Source organism: Microbacterium sp. C7(2022) (assembly GCF_028823665.1).
GTDB lineage: Bacteria > Actinomycetota > Actinomycetes > Actinomycetales > Microbacteriaceae > Microbacterium.
Map to the genome: position 1 here is coordinate 115,704 of NZ_JAPEHV010000004.1, position 16,517 is coordinate 132,220.

General features: G+C 67.3%; 16 protein-coding genes. 11 read left to right on the plus strand and 5 right to left on the minus strand.

From position 1 onward, the window contains the following. Entirely contained in the window at positions 1-1,251 is a 1,251-nt protein-coding gene (locus ON062_RS06840; protein WP_274646392.1) for a CdaR family transcriptional regulator, read from the minus strand. Positions 1,252-1,383: 132 nt separating this feature from the next. Between ON062_RS06840 and ON062_RS06845 the strand changes: the two genes are divergently transcribed. The 6 genes from ON062_RS06845 (at position 1,384) to ON062_RS06870 (ending at position 8,103) form a co-directional block, all read left to right on the plus strand. Then, positions 1,384-3,141, plus strand: a complete 1,758-nt coding sequence (locus tag ON062_RS06845; protein WP_274646393.1) for an aldehyde dehydrogenase family protein — start codon at positions 1,384-1,386, stop codon at positions 3,139-3,141. A gap of 43 nt (positions 3,142-3,184) precedes the next feature. Further along, positions 3,185-4,777, plus strand: coding sequence for an AMP-binding protein (locus ON062_RS06850; RefSeq protein WP_274646394.1), 1,593 nt, complete (start codon positions 3,185-3,187; stop codon positions 4,775-4,777). After that, positions 4,774-6,414 (plus strand): GMC family oxidoreductase, encoded by a 1,641-nt coding sequence (locus ON062_RS06855; RefSeq protein WP_274646395.1) that lies wholly within the window; start codon positions 4,774-4,776, stop codon positions 6,412-6,414. Before ON062_RS06850 ends, ON062_RS06855 begins: the two co-directional genes overlap by 4 nt. A 146-nt stretch (positions 6,415-6,560) precedes the next feature. Further along, complete coding sequence (locus tag ON062_RS06860; RefSeq protein WP_274646396.1) at positions 6,561-6,857, plus strand: SelT/SelW/SelH family protein; 297 nt, start codon at positions 6,561-6,563, stop codon at positions 6,855-6,857. Beyond that, the gene (locus tag ON062_RS06865; protein ID WP_274646397.1) at positions 6,854-7,255 is read left to right on the plus strand and encodes a PPOX class F420-dependent oxidoreductase; all 402 of its coding nucleotides are present in this window, start codon (positions 6,854-6,856) and stop codon (positions 7,253-7,255) included. The genes ON062_RS06860 and ON062_RS06865 overlap by 4 nt, the downstream gene beginning before the upstream one ends. A 53-nt stretch (positions 7,256-7,308) precedes the next feature. Next, complete coding sequence (locus ON062_RS06870; RefSeq protein ID WP_274646398.1) at positions 7,309-8,103, plus strand: alpha/beta fold hydrolase; 795 nt, start codon at positions 7,309-7,311, stop codon at positions 8,101-8,103. A 28-nt stretch (positions 8,104-8,131) separates the two neighbouring features. Here the strand turns inward: ON062_RS06870 and ON062_RS06875 are convergent, their stop codons facing one another. After that, positions 8,132-9,175 (minus strand): isopenicillin N synthase family oxygenase, encoded by a 1,044-nt coding sequence (locus ON062_RS06875; RefSeq protein ID WP_274646399.1) that lies wholly within the window; start codon positions 9,173-9,175, stop codon positions 8,132-8,134. 255 nt (positions 9,176-9,430) lie between these two features. On the opposite strand from ON062_RS06875, the gene ON062_RS06880 reads away from it, so the two are divergent. From ON062_RS06880 to ON062_RS06890, 3 genes are all read left to right on the plus strand, one after another. Beyond that, positions 9,431-10,948, plus strand: a complete 1,518-nt coding sequence (locus tag ON062_RS06880; RefSeq protein ID WP_274646400.1) for an MATE family efflux transporter — start codon at positions 9,431-9,433, stop codon at positions 10,946-10,948. Between the two features lie 350 nt (positions 10,949-11,298). Continuing rightward, positions 11,299-12,036: an acyl-CoA synthetase gene (locus ON062_RS06885; RefSeq protein ID WP_274646401.1), complete on the plus strand. Its 738-nt coding sequence runs from the start codon at positions 11,299-11,301 to the stop codon at positions 12,034-12,036. Beyond that, positions 12,033-12,356: an amino acid transporter gene (locus ON062_RS06890; RefSeq protein WP_274646402.1), complete on the plus strand. Its 324-nt coding sequence runs from the start codon at positions 12,033-12,035 to the stop codon at positions 12,354-12,356. Before ON062_RS06885 ends, ON062_RS06890 begins: the two co-directional genes overlap by 4 nt. 19 nt (positions 12,357-12,375) lie before the next feature. On the opposite strand, the gene purB is transcribed toward ON062_RS06890, so the two are convergent. Together purB and ON062_RS06900 are read right to left on the minus strand one after the other, a co-directional pair. Beyond that, complete coding sequence (gene purB / locus ON062_RS06895) at positions 12,376-13,758, minus strand: adenylosuccinate lyase (protein ID WP_274646403.1); 1,383 nt, start codon at positions 13,756-13,758, stop codon at positions 12,376-12,378. A gap of 34 nt (positions 13,759-13,792) precedes the next feature. Further along, positions 13,793-14,299: a low molecular weight protein-tyrosine-phosphatase gene (locus ON062_RS06900; protein ID WP_274646404.1), complete on the minus strand. Its 507-nt coding sequence runs from the start codon at positions 14,297-14,299 to the stop codon at positions 13,793-13,795. Positions 14,300-14,448: 149 nt separating this feature from the next. Between ON062_RS06900 and ON062_RS06905 the strand changes: the two genes are divergently transcribed. After that, on the plus strand, positions 14,449-14,736 hold the full coding sequence (locus ON062_RS06905; RefSeq protein ID WP_274646405.1) for a hypothetical protein: 288 nt from the start codon (positions 14,449-14,451) through the stop codon (positions 14,734-14,736). Further along, positions 14,733-16,136 (plus strand): hypothetical protein, encoded by a 1,404-nt coding sequence (locus ON062_RS06910; RefSeq protein ID WP_274646406.1) that lies wholly within the window; start codon positions 14,733-14,735, stop codon positions 16,134-16,136. Before ON062_RS06905 ends, ON062_RS06910 begins: the two co-directional genes overlap by 4 nt. Here ON062_RS06910 and ON062_RS06915 read toward each other — a convergent pair. Continuing rightward, positions 16,105-16,500 carry a phage holin family protein gene (locus ON062_RS06915; RefSeq protein WP_274646407.1) on the minus strand — a complete coding sequence of 132 codons (396 nt, stop codon included), beginning with the start codon at positions 16,498-16,500 and terminating at the stop codon, positions 16,105-16,107. The two genes, ON062_RS06910 and ON062_RS06915, sit on opposite strands and share 32 nt — an antisense overlap. Positions 16,501-16,517 lie beyond the last annotated feature (17 nt).

Genomic DNA, 16,517 nt, shown 5'->3' on the forward strand with positions numbered 1-16,517 from the left:
CTAGGCCACTGCCACCAGCGAGGTCGCCGCGAGCCGTGCGGGGTCCCGAGACGATCGCCCATCCGAGAGAAGGCGATGCACGCGCAGCGCCGCATAGAGGGCGACAGCGTCGGAAGGGCGCGACACCGATCGCCCGGTGAGCTGTTCGATTCGTCCGAGTCGGTAGCCGACGGTGTTGCGGTGACAGTGCAGAATCCGTGCGGCCTCGGCCGTGGACCCATCGGCGGCGAACCATGCATCGAGCGTGTCGAGAAGATGCGCCTGGTCAGTCGAGTCGGCCAGTGCCCCAAACACCGTCGCGGCGAGCTCCGACGCACGTTCGGGCTGCGATACCAACAGGACATCGATGGGGGCTGCCCCGTAGCGGTGCGCCCCGGCAACGCCCTGTGGCAGGCACTCGAGCGCAAGTCGTGCCTCGCGCAGTGCTCGGGGAGCATCGGCCACACCCGAAAAACCGCGCGAAATGCCGGCCCGCGAACCGGTCACCGCTTCGACCGCGCGTAGGGCCGATGCTTCATCGGCATCGCTGCGACAGCCGATCACCCCGACAAGCTCGGCGCTCCACGTCGACCACGTCGACGGAAGGCCGAGCTGGCGCACGCGCGCATCGATATGGGGAAGCGGGTCGCTGCCCTCAGCGTCGAGCTCGGCGCAGACCACCACAAATCGAGACGCGTCTGCCAAGCCCAGTGTGCGAAGGATGCTGACCGCTTCGCGCGCCGGAGTCTCGCCGCTCAACAAAGCGAGGAGCATCACGCTGCGCGTGTGCTGATTGCGCCGGTCGCGCTCGTCGGCGACGGCACGATATGCCTCGGCTGCGGCGCTAGAGAATCGGTCGATGATGCCCCACACATCTGATGACGCTCGCAGCAGGTGCTCTGATTGTTGACGAGTAGATGAGCGGCTCACCATCTCATCCCACAGGGCGAGGCCGGCCAATCGATACGCGTGCAACAGGCTCGCCAGGGGAATTCCATACTCGGCTTTCAGACGCCCGGCATCGCGAGCAGCTTGGAGCGACTCGCTCTCGCCAGCCATGCAGCGAAGCAACGCTTCGATATTCACGGTGACGATCTGACGCAACGCGCCATCGGGGATCGCCGCCTCGACGTAGGCGTGTTCTCCGGTGAGGATCTGCGCGACGACGGTGTCGGTGAGCGCGTCGGCCGACGCCATCAGTTCGCGGCACAGTGACTCGGTTGTCGACACGTGAGCGTCGTTGTTCCTGACCACTTCTTCGTGGGGTGACATGACGACACAGTACACCGCCGCGGCCGGGCGCCTTTGTGCAGCGGCACAAAAACCGGCGGTGAAGTACGGGCGCCGGCCTATGGAGCTTAACGACATGACGGCGCAGACTCGGTGCACGATCAAAGGAGATCTATGAGCACCATCGCTCCCGAGTCACCCTCGGCAATGGCCGACCACAGCGCCCTCGGACGCACCGAACGATCCGCCCTCGACCAGGCGATCAGCGACCTCGCCGCGGGCGAGCGCAGCTGGGCCGCGACGCCCCTCGCCGAGCGCGCCGCTCTCTTGCAACGCACTCACACGACGATTGCCGCGTCGGCAGAAGACTGGGCGCTCACCGCCGGTCGCGTGAAGGGGCTGAGCCCTGATTCGCCGTTGATGGGTGAGGAGTGGATCTCTGGCCCCTACCCGACGCTGACGGGGTTCGGGCAGCTCGCCCACTCTCTGGCCGCGCTCGCGGCTCGGAAGAGCCCCCTGGAGGGGACGAAGTTCGGTACCGCGCCGGGGCGACGCACGACCGTGAAGGTGCTGCCGCACAGCGCGTACGAGGCGATTCTGCTCCATGGCTTCCATGCCGAGGTCTGGCTGCGTCCGGGCATCGCCGCGTCGACGGCCAGCGCGCACGCCGGTCTGGCTCAGCACCACCCGGCGCGCACGAACGGCATCGGCCTCGTGCTCGGTGCGGGCAACATCACGTCGATCGCTCCGCTCGACGTCGCGTACGAGCTGATCGCCCACAACCGGGTCGTGTTGCTCAAACTCAATCCCACGATGGATGACATGCACCCCGTCTTCACGCGGGCGCTCGCCCCGCTGATCGAGGCCGGGGTGTTGCGCATCGTGCGCGGAGGAGCTGAGGCAGGTCGCTATCTCACCCGGCATCCTGACATCTCTCACGTCCACATCACGGGAAGTTCGATCACTCACGATGCGATCGTCTACGGCGCCGGGGACGAGGGCGCCCAGCGCAAGGCGGACAATGACCCTGCCCTCCAGATTCCCATCACGAGCGAACTCGGCGGTGTCGCCCCGGTGATCGTGGTGCCAGGAAAGTGGTCGAAGAAGGATCTGCGCTACCAAGCCGAGCACGTGGCGACCATGCGTCTGCACAACGGCGGATACAACTGCATCGCGGGGCAGGTGGTGTTCATCAGCGAGCACTGGCCGCAGAAGCACGAGTTCCTCGCCGAGCTTCGCGACGCGATGAACCGGGCGCCCGCGCGCCCCGCCTGGTACCCCGGCAGTGACACTCGGCTGGCTTCGGCGCTGGAGTCATACCCCGACGCGACCCGCACGGGCGAGAGCGGGTGCCGCGTTGTGGTGGAGCTTGATGCACAGTCGGATGCCACGCCTCTGCAGCGCACCGAGTATTTCGCGCCGGTACTGGGCGTGCGCGAACTCCCGGCAACCGGGCAAGACTTTCTCGACGCTGCCGTGTCGATCGCGAACGACGAACTGACCGGCACACTCGGCGCGAATGTCATCATTGCTCCCCGCGATCGCAAGCGCATGGGTGCGGGATTCGACCAGGCGATCGCCGCGCTGCGATACGGCACCATCGGGGTCAACGCGTGGACCGGCGTCGGCTACCTGACCGCAAACGCGCCGTGGGGTGCGTACCCGGGCCACACGTTGGACGACATTCAGAGTGGACGCGGTGTCGTGCACAACGCCCTGCTGATCGCCGACACCGAGCGCACCGTGGTGACCGGGCCATTCCGTCCGTTCCCTCGTTCCATCGCGGGGGGCGAACTCGCCCTGTTCCCGAAGCCGCCGTGGTTCGTGACCGCGCGCAGCGCCGCGGCCACGGGGCGCTTGCTCGCAGGCTTCGCCGCCGCGCCCGGTTGGCTGAAGATGCCGGCCGTCTTCGCTGCGGCCTTCCGCGCCTAACACCACTCGCCCGACCCGACCCGAACCCGTCAAAGGAGACGACATGCCCTTCACCAGCCCGCTCGCCGACGTTGAAATTCCTGACGTCAGCCTCTACGACTTGCTCTTCACCGGCATCCCGGACGAAGACCTCGACCGCCCCGCGACCATCGATGGAGCATCCGGCGCCGCAACCACATACCGTGGGCTCATCGCGCAGGTCGACGCCGTCGCCGGCGCGCTTGCCGCGCGCGGGATTGGCGTCGGTGACATCGTCGCGCTGCACTCCCCCAACGTCCCCGCGTTCGTCGCCGTATTTCATGGCATCCTCCGTGCAGGTGCGACCGCTACCACGGTCAATGCACTGTCTACCGGGGATGAGATGGCCCGGCAGTTGGCAGACTCGGGCGCCCGCATGATCATCACGGTGTCGCCCCTGCTGCCGGCAGCGCTCGCCGCGGCCGACGCGGTGGGGCTCGCTCACGAGAGCATCATCGTCATGGACGGTGCCGAGGGCCACCTGTCGTTGCGGGATCTGCTGGGCGAGGGCCACGCGGCGCCGACGGTGACGTTCGACCCCGCGACTCACCTCGCCGTCTTGCCGTATTCGTCGGGCACCACCGGGCGGGCGAAGGGCGTGATGCTGACGCACCGCAACCTCGTCGCCAACGTCGTGCAGATCGCCGACATGGTCGACGTCCACCGAGACGACCGGGTCCTCGCGGTGCTCCCCTTCTTTCACATCTATGGCATGACCGTGCTGCTGAACCTGACCATGCTGCGCCGCGCGGTTCTGGTGACGATGCCCAGATTCGATCTGGTGGAATTCCTTCGCATCACGCAGGAGCAGCAGTGCACGTACCTTTTCATTGCGCCGCCGATCGCGGTCGCGCTGGCGAAGCATCCGCTCATCGGCGAGTACGACCTGTCGAGCGTTCGCGTGGTGTTCTCGGGCGCAGCACCGCTGGACGGCGAGATCGGAGGAGCGGTGGCACGCCGCCTCGACTGCGAGGTGCGTCAGGGCTACGGCATGACCGAGATGAGCCCGGCCTCGCACATCATCCCCGCGGGTGCCGATGGCCTTTCGCTGTCGACGGTCGGCTACACGATCCCGAACATGACCTGCAAGTTGATCGATCCCGAGACGGGCGCCGAGATCGACGTGCCCGAAGCGGGTGTCAGTGCGCCGGGCGAGCTGCTTTGCAAGGGCCCGAACGTCATGGTCGGCTACCTCGGCAACCCCGAGGCCACGGCCGAAACGATCGACGAGGACGGCTGGCTGCACACCGGAGACATCGCCACGGTCTCGTCCGAGGGTGCGGTGACATTGATCGATCGACTGAAAGAACTCATCAAGTACAAGGGCTATCAGGTCGCACCGGCCGAACTCGAGGCGCTGCTGCTCACGCATGATGCGATCGCTGATGCCGGGGTGATCGCCGGTCATGACGACGAGGGTGAAGAGGTTCCGAAAGCGTTCGTCGTGCTTCAGCAAGGGCGCGAGCTCACCGCGGAGGACGTCATGGCGTTCGTCGCAGAGCGGGTCGCGCCGCACAAGAAGGTGCGCCAGGTCGAGTTCATCACTGCGATCCCCAAGTCGGCGAGCGGCAAGATCTTGCGAAAGGACCTGCGTGCAGGTCAGGAGGTGTCGGCATGAAGGCCGCCGAGCGGGCGCAGCAGCCCCATGATTTCGTTATCGTCGGCGCCGGTTCGGCCGGAGCGGCACTCGCCGGGCGACTGAGTGCGGATCCGTCCGTCAGCGTCCTGCTCCTGGAGGCGGGCCCCGCCGACAAGAAGATGGAAGTGCACATTCCGGCCGCGTTCGCGAAGCTCTTTCGCTCAGAGATCGACTGGAACTACGACACCGAACCACAGGAGCACTTGGCCGGTCGTCGCATCTTCTGGCCGCGCGGTCGCGTATTGGGTGGATGCTCCTCGGTGAACGCCATGATGTGGGTGCGTGGATTTCCCGAGGACTATGACGACTGGGGGCGAGCAGCCGGAGCCGAATGGTCGTGGGCGGGGCTCTTGCCGTACTTCCAGCGCGTGGAGGGAGTGTCGGCCGATGTGGACCGCGACAATCCCGATCAGACGGGCCGCGATGGCACCATGCGCGTCAACAACCAGCGAAGCCCTCGCAGCGTGACCCGCGCGTATCTCGCCGCGGCCGAACAGACCGGCATGCCCGTTGTTCCGGGGAACGGTGCCGATCAACGCGGCTTCAGCCAGACGCAAGTCAGCCAGCACAACGGGTCGCGATTCAGTACCGCGGATGCGTACCTGGTGCCTGCGCGTAAGCGCGGCAACCTCACCGTCGTGACCGATGCCCACGCGACACGAGTCGTGTTCGAGGGGACCACGGCTGTGGGGGTCGAATACGTCAGCGGTGGACGTACCTTCACGGCTCGCGCCACGCGCGAAGTGGTGCTCTCGGGCGGGGCGGTCAACACACCGCAGCTGCTGATGCTGTCGGGCATCGGTGATCGCGACGAGTTGACCACACTCGGCATCCCCGTCGTCGCGCACAGTCCCGAGGTGGGGAAGAACCTGCGTGATCACCTGATGGCGATTCTCGCCGTCGAAGCGAAGGAGGACACGCTGTTTCTTGCGGAGAAGCCGGGGCAACTCGTGCAGTACCTCACGCGGAAGCGAGGCATGCTGACATCCAACGTGGGTGAGGCCTACGGGTTCATCTCTTCGGATGCTTCGGTCGAGCTTCCCGACGTCGAGCTCATCTTCGCGCCGGTCGCGTTCATCGGCGAGGGGCTCGTCGCGCACGAAGGCCATGCCATCACCTTGGGCGCAATCCTGGTGCAGCCCGAAAGTACCGGCACCATCACGCTCGCCAGCGCGGATCCGTTCGAGAAGCCACTGATCGATCCGCGCTACCTCAGCGACCCGGAGGGCAAGGACCGTGCCGCACTCCTGGCGGGCCTGGCGCGCTGTGAAGAGATGTTGGTCGCACCCGCGCTTCGTGCCGTGACGAATGGGACCTTCGTCCAGCCCGCGGGCGGCGAGAAGATGACACGAGCCGAGAGAGACGAGATCGCGCTCGTCGATCATGCCCATACTCTGTATCACCCGGTGGGTACCGCGCGAATGGGCTCGGATGCCGAATCGGTTGTCGACGAAGAGCTGCGCGTGCGCGGCGTCACGGGATTGCGCGTCGCTGATGCGTCGATCATGCCCACGATCATCCGCGGGCACACGAACGCCCCGGCGATCGTGATCGGCGAAAAAGCGGCCGACCTGTTGCTGGGTGTGCGTGTGCCTGCTCGCGCGTCGGTCGCGTAGCGCACGACCCACGACACAGATCCACGACACGCAGGTCCCCATGCTGCGCGGTGCGGCATGGGGACCTTTGCGTGCCCGCTGATCGTCCGCCTCTGTGATGTCCTGTGCCGGGTACGCTCTCGGTGAGGTCGTATCGGGAGGAAGCCATGACGCACACCGTCGATGTCATGTACTGCACGCAGTGCAACTGGCTCGCGCGGGCGAGTTGGGTCGCGCAGGAATTGCTCACCACTTTCCCGAGCGAACTGATGGGCGGAGGGGTGCGCCTGGTTCCGGGAACCGGTGGCATCTTCGAGATCCACGCCGACGGTGAGCGCATCTGGTCGCGCGCCGACGATAACGGGTTCCCCGACATCGTTGATCTCAAGCGCCTCGTGCGCGATCGGATCGCGCCTGACCGCGTCCTCGGCCACGCTGATCGCGCACGGAAGGACACTGAATGACCATCGACGTCGCCGCGATGCTCTCCGAAGACGGCCATCGCTTTCTCAGCGACTATCACCTCGCCACGCTCTCGACGATGGCACGTGACTCGTCGTTGCACGTCGTTGCAGTGGGCTTCACGCTCGCCGATGGCGTGGTGCGCATCATCACCAGCGACGGCAGCCAGAAGGTGCGCAACATTGAGCGCGATCCGCGCGCGACCGTCGCCCAGGTGGCCGGAGCCGAGTGGCTCTCCATCGCGGGTCACGCGGTGATCGAGAGAGATCCGGATGCCGTCGCCCGCGCCGTCGAACTCTACGCGGCGCGCTACCGGCAGCCCCGGCCCAACCCGAAGCGGGTGGTCATCCGCATCGAGCCGACCAAGCTGCTCGGATCCTCGGGGCTGCGGTCGATCTGAGGGCGCGCGTCACGAACGGGCCACACAGCCCGGATTCGCGACACAATGGCGGAATGACCCCCGCCGTCGCACCCCTGACCGAGATGCCCGACCCGCAGTTCGTGATGTCGGGCGAGGGGGTCGCCATCGCCACATACACGTGGGGTGAGCCTGACGCCGACACCGTTTTGTGCGTGCACGGCTTCGCCTCGAGCACCCGGGATAACTGGGTGAACACCGGCTGGGTGCGTGACCTCACGCGCGCGGGCTACCGCGTGCTGGCCGTCGACCAGCGAGGTCACGGGGCCAGCGAGAAGCCCCACGATTCGCGCGCCTACTCGATGGCGGCGCTCGTGGGAGACCTCGTCACGGTGCTCGACACGTACCTGCTCGACGACATCAAGTACGTCGGCTACTCGCTCGGCGCCCGCGTCGGGTGGCAGTTCGCGGTCGACGTTCCCCACCATGTCTCGCGCTCCGTCCTGGGCGGAGTGCCTGACGGAACACCCTTGGCACGCCTCAAGATCGACCAGGCGCGATCATATGTCGAAGAGGGCATAGAGGTCGAAGACCCCGTCACCCGCAACTACGTCACGCTGGCCGAGCGGGTGGCTGGCAACGACATCAGGGCGTTGATCGCGTTGGCGGAAGGCATGCGGCTCGGTGACAACGACCCCGATCCGACGAAGCCGCCGCAGCAGCCGGTGCTCTTCGCCACCGGTACCGAAGACGCGATCTTCGAGCGGTCGAGGGCGCTCGCCGAGGCGACCCCGAACGGCATGTTCGCGCCGATCCCGGGACGCCACCACTTCAATACGCCGGGTTCGCGCGACTTCCGTCAGCGCGCCATCGCGTTCCTCGCCGACTGATCGGGCCGACGAGGAACGCGCGCGGAAGCTACCGCTGACTCGACAGCACGCGTGCCGACTCGCGTTCGGCCCGCTCGTTGCGGACTCCCGCGCGCGAGCCCGCGAGCTTGGCGGTGATGTGCTCGCCGATCGTCACCGGGTCGTAGATGCGCGGGTGCGCGTCGTCGATGAACGCCGGCAGCGTATCGATCACGGCATCCACATCACCGTCGTGGAAGAAGGCGACGCTCCGACGCCGCTCGATCGTGCCGTTGATGACCGGCGGCTTCACACGGTGCAGCGTCGACATCCACTGCTCGTTCGTCAGCCGGGCAGTGACGTCGCCGAGATTCACGAGGAATGCGTCGTCGTCCGGTGCCACGTCATGCCAGCCACCGTCCGAGCCGAGCACCTGCAGGCCGCGCACCTGGTCGGCCCACAGGATCGTGACGATCCCGAAGTCGGTGTGTTCGCCCATTCCGGTGAGGTCGCCATCGAGCGTGACATCGGTGCCGGGCGGAAGGGCGTAGTTGTTCATGCGCAGCACGTCGAGCGAGTGCCCGGCGCGTGCGGCGAAGTAGTCCTCTTCGACGCCCAGCGCGTCGGCGAAGATCCGCGTCATGGTGCGGGCGACCCGCGCCGTCTCAGTGAAGTAGGTCCAGATGTGCGACTCGAACCCGTCGATGGCGGGCCACACGTTCTCGGCGTAGTCGTTCTCGGGAAGGCCGACTGCCTCGGGGTAGCTTGCCGCGGTGGCGCCGACATTGAACGCCTCGAAGAAGTCGTTCATGCGGTTGGCCGATTCCACGCCCAACGACAGGCTGAGCGACTCGGACTTCGGGGGCGAGTAGCCGCGGTTGATCGACGGTGGCGTGCGGTACGACTTCTTCTGGTCCAGATCGAGGGCGAAGAACTGGTCGATGGACTCGGTCATCGAGCGGATGACGTCGTCAGGAACGCCGTGGCCGACGATCTGCATGAATCCGACCGTGCGACACGCCTCGTCGATCGCTCGTGCGACCGCGGCGCGGTCCTCGTCGGTGCCGCCGTTGACGTAGGCGGAGATGTCGACGCGGGGAACATGGAATGCCATGGATGACTCCTTCGTATGGGTTGCCTGTCGGCAACCGGTGATTGGTAGCCGCTACAGGTTTTCCCCACCCGTTCAGGTGTCGCTTCCGTGTGCGTAGTTCCGAAGGTAGCGCCGCGGTGTTGCGCGCGCGTTACGGTTCGCTCCACGTTGTGCCCGGGTGCGGCATCCAGACATTTTCAAGATTGAGTCGAATCGATTCGATATAGTGACTCGTCGCGTTCGCGATCTCCCGCCCCTCTTTTCCTGAGTACCGCTATGTCCACTTCCCTCACCACGGGCCGCCCCTGGCTCGTCATCCTGCTGTTCTCCGTCCCCTTGCTCATCGGCAACGTGGTGCAGCAGATGTATCAGGTCGTCGACGCCGTCGTCGTCGGCCGGCACCTGGGTATCGACTCGCTCGCAGCGGTAGGCGCCACCGGAAGCCTGCTGTTCTTGCTCCTCGGCTTCGCGTGGGGGCTCACCTCGGGCTTCGCGATCCCGACGGCCCAGGCCTTCGGCGCGGGGGATGCCGCAGCGGTGCGCCGCTCGGTGGCATCCGGAACCATCCTCACCGGCATCACGACCGTGATCCTCACCGTCGGAGCGCCGTTCCTCGCCGCACCCGCACTGCGCCTCATGCAGACGCCCGACGAACTGATGGCCGACGCGACGATCTTCGCGCAGATCAGCTTCCTGGGCGCGGGCGCCATGATGTTCTTCAACTACCTGTCGGCGATCATCCGTGCCATCGGCGACTCGCGCACCCCGCTGGTCTTCCTCACGATCGCGTGCGGGCTCAACGTGGCCCTCGTGGTCCTGATGGTCGGCCCGCTCGCATGGGGCATCGCCGGCGCCGCGATCTCGACCGTGGTTTCGCAGGCGATTTCGGTACTGCTCTGCCTCGAGTACGTGCGTCGTCGCGTGCCCGTGCTGCACATGCGCCGCGCCGACTGGAAGGTGACGCGCGCAGATCTCGGCGACCACCTGCGCCTCGGCCTTCCGATGGGATTCCAGGCGTCGATCATCGCGATTGGCACGCTCGCCGTGCAGGTTGCGCTCAACGAACTCGGTGCCGACGCAGTCGCGGCGTACACCACCGCCTCGCGCGTGGACGGACTCGCCGTGGCCCTGCTGCAGTCGCTCGGCCTCGCGGTGTCGATGTACGTCGCGCAGAACTACGGCGGCGGGCGGCCTGATCGCATCCGCCGCGGAGTCGTGCAGGGCGTCTGGATGTCGATCATCGCCAGCATCGTGCTCGGCGCCATCCTCGTGCTCGCCGGTGCGTCGCTCGTGCGCCTTTTCGTCGGCGATGGAGCAGAAGGATCGGATGCCGTCGTCGACCTCGCCGCGCAGATGTTGGTGGTCAACGGCGTGACCTACAGCGCCCTGGGGGTGCTGTTCATCCTGCGCGGTGCGCTGCAGGGGCTCGGCCACACGATGATCCCCACGGTGACCGGGGTCATCGAGCTGTTCATGCGCGTCGGCGCCGCCGTCGTATTGGGCGCGGTGTTCGGGTACATCGGCGTGGTGTGGAGTAACCCGCTCGCGTGGCTGGGCGCCGTGGTGATCCTCGTGCCCGCGTACATCCGCGCGCACCGCGAGCTCGGTCGCCTGCCGATCGCGCCGGCCGTGATCACCCCCACGACGCCGATCCCCGTGATCGGGCCTACCGACGGCTCGATGGTGGTCGATGCGATCGTCACGCAGTCGATCACCCTCCCGGTCACGGCCGACCGCCGCCACCTCGTGCGCGTCCTCGCGCGCCGCAAGTCCGTCCGCGCGCGGGTGAAGTAGCGGGCGGTTCCGCTGGTGCCGGTGCTGGTGGCCTTCCGCCTCTCCGCGGCAGCGCCCGCCCGGCGACAGCGCCCGCCCCGCGGCAGTTCCTGAGGAGGATTCGCTTGGAGAGGACAATCCACAGCAAAACGCTCCTCATGGAGTGAATCCTCCTCTCGGAGTGCTGCGGTGCTCGGAGTGCTGCGGTGCTCGGAGTGCTGCGGTGCTGCGGTGCTCGGACGCTGTGGTGGTGGCGAGCGCGGCGCGGGCGCGGGGCGCCGAGCAGGCCCCGCCGCCGGGCTCTCAGCGTCACGACCTAGACTGAACAGAAGCGCCTGCGCTCGCAGGCCGGTATTCTTCGCAGGACTCTTGTGACTTCAGCTGCTCGCACCCCCACGTTCGACGTGCGCCATGTGCAAATCGCGCGCGCCGCTTTCGCGGCGCTTGCCGCGGTGATGATCACGTTCTCGCCCGACCACTCGGCGCTCATCGGCACCACGGTCTTCAGCGGGTTCGCGGTCGCCACCGGTCTGGTGTTCCTGCTGTCGGTGTGGCTGGTCTACCCGGCAGGAGTGCGCTGGCCGTCGGTGCTGCTCGGCATCACGACGATGGTCGCCGGTATGGTCGGCAGCCTCGGGCCGGTGCGCACCATCAACGGATTCTTCGCCCTCGTCATCGTGTGGGCGGCGATCACCGGCATCATCGAAACCGCCGCGGGCGCGCGCACGCTGCGCCAGTTGCGCCGGCCCGCAGGCACCGCGCCGACGATCGGGGGCGTCGAGCAGCGTGTCGCGCCATCGGTGACGGATGCCGCCTCGCGGCCGACCGCGCGCGGTGAAGCCCGCGATGCGATCGTGGTGGGTGTCCTCACACTCATCCTCGCGATCGCCCTGCTCTGCGTCCCCACCGGCTTCGCCTTGCAATACAGCATCGAGGACGCACCCGAACCATTCACCCTGACGGGCATCATCATCGGCGTCGGCATCTTCGGCGGGTACGCCGCGATCGTCGCCGTGTACCTCGGCATCGCCGGGTTCTCGCCGCGTGCGAACGAGCCCGATGCGGCCGTCGTGGCATCCGTCTCTGCCGACCAGAAAGACTCCGCGTGAACGACCAGACTCCCTCTCGCCGTGAGCTCATGAAGCCGGTTCAGCTGCTCGGCATGGCCTTCGGCGCTGCCATGTTCGCCGGCATCGTGACCCTCATCTCGATGGGCTTCTTCCAGCAGCGCACCGCCGAAGAGGCGCAGGTCGCCGTCATCACGGCCCTCGTGGTCGCCGGCATCTCGTTTATCGCCGTGCTGCTGATCGTGTCGCTGCTGCTGCTGGCCGTCGACCCGGCCGACCTCACCAAGACGATCGACAAGCCGGTGCTGTTGCCCGAAGAAGAGACTCCCGACGAGTCGGGCACGCAGGCTCCGAAGGCCTGACGGTCAGCCCGGATCCCGATCAGCCCAGTTCGTCGACCAGCTGCGACGCGAGGCCGGTGTAGCCGGCGGGCGTGAGGGCGAGCAGGCGCTCCTTGGCGGCGTCGCCGATGTCGAGCCCGCGCACGAACTCGGCGAGCTCAGGGCCGCCGACGCGGCGACCGCGCGTGAGGTCCTTGAGCAGCGCGTAGGGGTCGGTGATCTGCGAGCGACCGGCAGCGATCTCAGCGCGCACCACGGTCTGGATCGCCTCGGCGAGGACCTCCCAGTTCGCGTCGAGGTCGGCCAGCAGCACGTCTTCGGCCAGCGAGATCTCGCCGAGACCGCGCGTGAGGTTGTCGAGAGCGAGCAGCGAGTGCCCGAGCGCGACGCCGATGTTGCGCTGCGTCGTCGAGTCGGTCAGGTCGCGCTGCATGCGTGAGGTCACGAGGGTCTGCGACAGCGTCGCGAGTAGCCCACCCGAGATCTCGAGGTTCGCCTCGGCGTTCTCGAAGCGGATCGGGTTGATCTTGTGGGGCATGGTCGACGAACCGGTGGCACCGGCGACGGGAATCTGCGTGAAGAACCCGATCGAGATGTACGTCCAGATGTCGGTCGCGAGGTTGTGCAGGATGCCGCCGGCGTGCCGCACGCGATCGTAAAGCTCCACCTGCCAGTCGTGGGACTCGATCTGCGTGGTGAAGACGTTGAACCCGAGGCCCAGGTCTTCGATGAACGAGCGCGACAGCGACGGCCAATCCACATCGGGCTCTGCGGCCAAGTGTGCCGACCAGGTGCCGGTCGCACCGGAGAACTTCGCCAGATACTCGCCCCCGGCGATCTGCTTCGCGACGCGCTCGAGGCGCCACGCGAAGACACCCAGCTCTTTCCCCATGGTGGAGGGGGTAGCCGGCTGCCCGTGCGTGCGCGACAGCATCGCGGCATCCCGGTGCTGAACTGCGAGGGCACCGAGCTTCGTGATCACCGCGTCGAGCTTCGGTAGCCAGACACGCTCGATCGCCCGCTGCACCGTGAGCGCGTACGCGGTGGAGTTGATGTCTTCGCTCGTGCACGCAAAGTGGGTGAGCTCGGCGATGGCGTCGAGGCCGAGTGTCGAGAGGCGGTCGCGCACGAGATACTCGACGGCCTTCACATCGTGCCGGGTGACCGCTTCTTTCGCGGCCAGCCAGTCGATGTCGTCCTGGCCGAACTTAAGGTACAGCTCGCGCAGCCGCGCCTTGTCGTCGGGCGCGAGCGGCGAGGTGCCGAACAGCGCGCGGTCGGTGAGGGCGATCAGCCACTCGACCTCGACCTCGACGCGGGCACGGTTGAGGCCCGCTTCAGAGAGGTAGTCGGCCAGTTCGCCGACGGCGGCTTGGTACCGGCCGTCGAGGGGGCTGAGGGGCTGAGGGGGGAGAGAAGTCACGATGCTCCCAAGGCGCATGGGGCGACCGGCGGCGTCAGGGCGTCGCGCGAATCGCGGGTTCGAGCTGCCGGAAGAGGGACCGGCTCGCGCTTTCGATCATACCGAGCACCTCGTCGAACATCTCGGGGCCCGCGTAGTAGGGGTCGGGAACGTCGAGGGTCTGCGCCGCGGGATCGAACGACAGCAGCAGTGCGATCTTGTCGGCGTCGCCCTCGGTGCGGGCCCATTCGCGCAGGATGCGTTCGTGCGAGCGGTCGAGGGCGATCACCAGATCGTTGTGCGAGAAGTCTCCGTGCGCGAACTGACGGGCGCGGTGGGCCGAACCGTCGTAGCCCGCGCGATCGAGGGCGTCGATGGTGCGATGGTCGGCGCGCTCACCCACGTGCCAGTCGCCCGTGCCCGCACTGGTCGACAGCACGCGGCCGGCCAGGCCTGCGGCATACGTGATCTGACGAAAGACGACGTCGGCCATCGGAGAGCGGCAGATGTTGCCGGTGCAGACGAAGACGACGCGAAAGGGCTCGGGCGCGCGCGCGGTCATGATGCCCATTCTGGCCCGATCGGCGCCGATTCATCGAGTGATTACGTGCGGGCGCGCATGGCTCCTCCCCAATCGGGCTTGTCGGGCGATCTTCCACAGATGCTCTTGGTGTCCGGATGCCGCGCCCCCGCGCGCCGCACGATGGGGCCATGTTCGCTTCTTCGTGTTCACCGCCGGCCGTGGACGCCCATGGCCAGCTGTCAATCGTTGCCCGCGAGCTCGAGGCGCTCACGCAGCCGCTGTGCCACATGCTGTTGCGTGCGAACGCGATGCGCGCGGTCGTGCACTGGAGGTCGAAAGCCGCCGAAGAGTTCGATCGCGCGGTGGACGAGTGGGCGACAGAGCTCTTCGCTGCGCTCGCCATGCTCGAAGACGCAGCCGCGGCCGCACGGCGAGAGCGCGACTACGCCGCGTTTCTCGCGTGGGGGTGCGAGTGAGCGGTGAGCTCGACATCCGGGGTGGCGGTGCGGTCGCCGTCGACACGGCGACGCTGCACTCGGCGGCGAGCGGGTTCGATGCCGTCGCCGTCGAGATCGCCGAGATCCGCGACCGTATCGGCGCGCTGCAGAACACGCTGTTCTTCTCTTCGGGCTACGCGTTGCGCTGTCTCGACGCCCTGCGGGTGCTCGACGCTCACTGCGCCGCGTCGGCGGCGCGGGGTGTGGTGATCGGCGATAACCTCCGCGCGGCGGCGGCCGTGTACGAACTGGTCGAACTCGACGCGGCACGTGCCGCGGCTGTGGCGGCGGGTGACGCCGTAGAGATCGGACGGCTCGAGGCCATGCGTCAGGCGATCGTGGCCGAGTACCCCGACGCGCCCGGCCTGGCGATGCTGGCGACCACCGAGCGCACGTTGCTGTGGCCCGGCGCCATCGTGCGTCAGGCGACCGAGGGTGGACACGACCTCGGCGACCTGTTCGAGAAGTCCGGTGCGATGAAAGGGCGCCCAGAGATGCTGGGCACCGTGGTTGGCGGCGTGGCGCTGGGCGGCGCAGCCATCGGCGGCGCGATTCTCGTCGGTGTCGGCGGATGGGGGCGCGTCCCGCGTGACACCGTGCTCAAGGGCAGCGGGCCGCCGGTCACGTTGACGGCCAAGCGCGCACCCGTGACGGCGGCGCCCGGCTCGCTGACGGCCGCCGGCCAGCGCATCCCGAGCGGGCAGGGCAGTCAGGTGCGCGTGGAGAAGTACACGATGGCCGACGGTTCGCGGCGCTTCGCGGTGTACGTGTCGGGGACGAAAACGCTGGCCGCAGTCGGCGACGAGCCATGGGACTCGCGTTCCAACGCCGAGCTGTACACCGGCCACCGCTCTGCGTCGTATGAGGCGACCGAGCAGGCGCTACGCGCCGCCGGCGCACAGCCGGGTGACATCGTCCACGCGTTCGGGCACTCGCAGGGCGCCATGATCACGGCGCACTTGGCACTTGAGGGCGACTACGACACGCGATCCCTGGTGTCATTCGGCTCGCCGGTCGAAGCCGATGTGGCCGAGTCGACGCTGAGTGTCGGCATCCGTCATACCGATGACCCCGTCGCTGCGCTCGCCGGGGGCGGGCACATGGAATCCGTGGGTGCTTCAGGAAGCTTCGTCGCCGAACGCGAGGCTCACCCTGCGGCCGACATGGAGGACCTTGCGCTCCGTGCCCACCTGATGGAGAGCTACCTCGAGACGGCTGAACTGGTTGATGACTCAGGTGACCCGCGCGTCGCGGCGTGGGAAACGGTGGTCGACGAACTGAATCAGGCGGTGAGCGTCGAGGCGACCGAATTCACCGCGACGCGCGTGACCGCCGGGCCCGGATCGGTCAGCGCTTCTTCTCCTGCGGTCGCAAGATGATGCCGAAGATCCAGTTGATGAGCGTGATCACGATGGCCGCGACGATGCCCCACCAGAAGTCCTCGACGCGCAGACCGAACTCCCAGAACTCGGTGATCCAGCCGGTCAGCCACAGCAGGAAGGCGTTGATCAGCAGTCCGATCAGGCCGAGCGTGAGGATGTACAGCGGGAACGCGAGCACCTTGATCACAGTGCCGATGATCGTGTTCACGAGCGCGAAGATCAGCGCGACGAGCAACAGCGTCAGCACCATCTGCAGCGTGTGGCCCGGCGCGAACGGGATGACGGAGACCTGCAACGCGGGGATCAGGGTGACGACCCAGATGGCGAAGGCGTTGACGACGATGCGAATGAGGAAGCCCATAGTGCGCATAGTCTCGC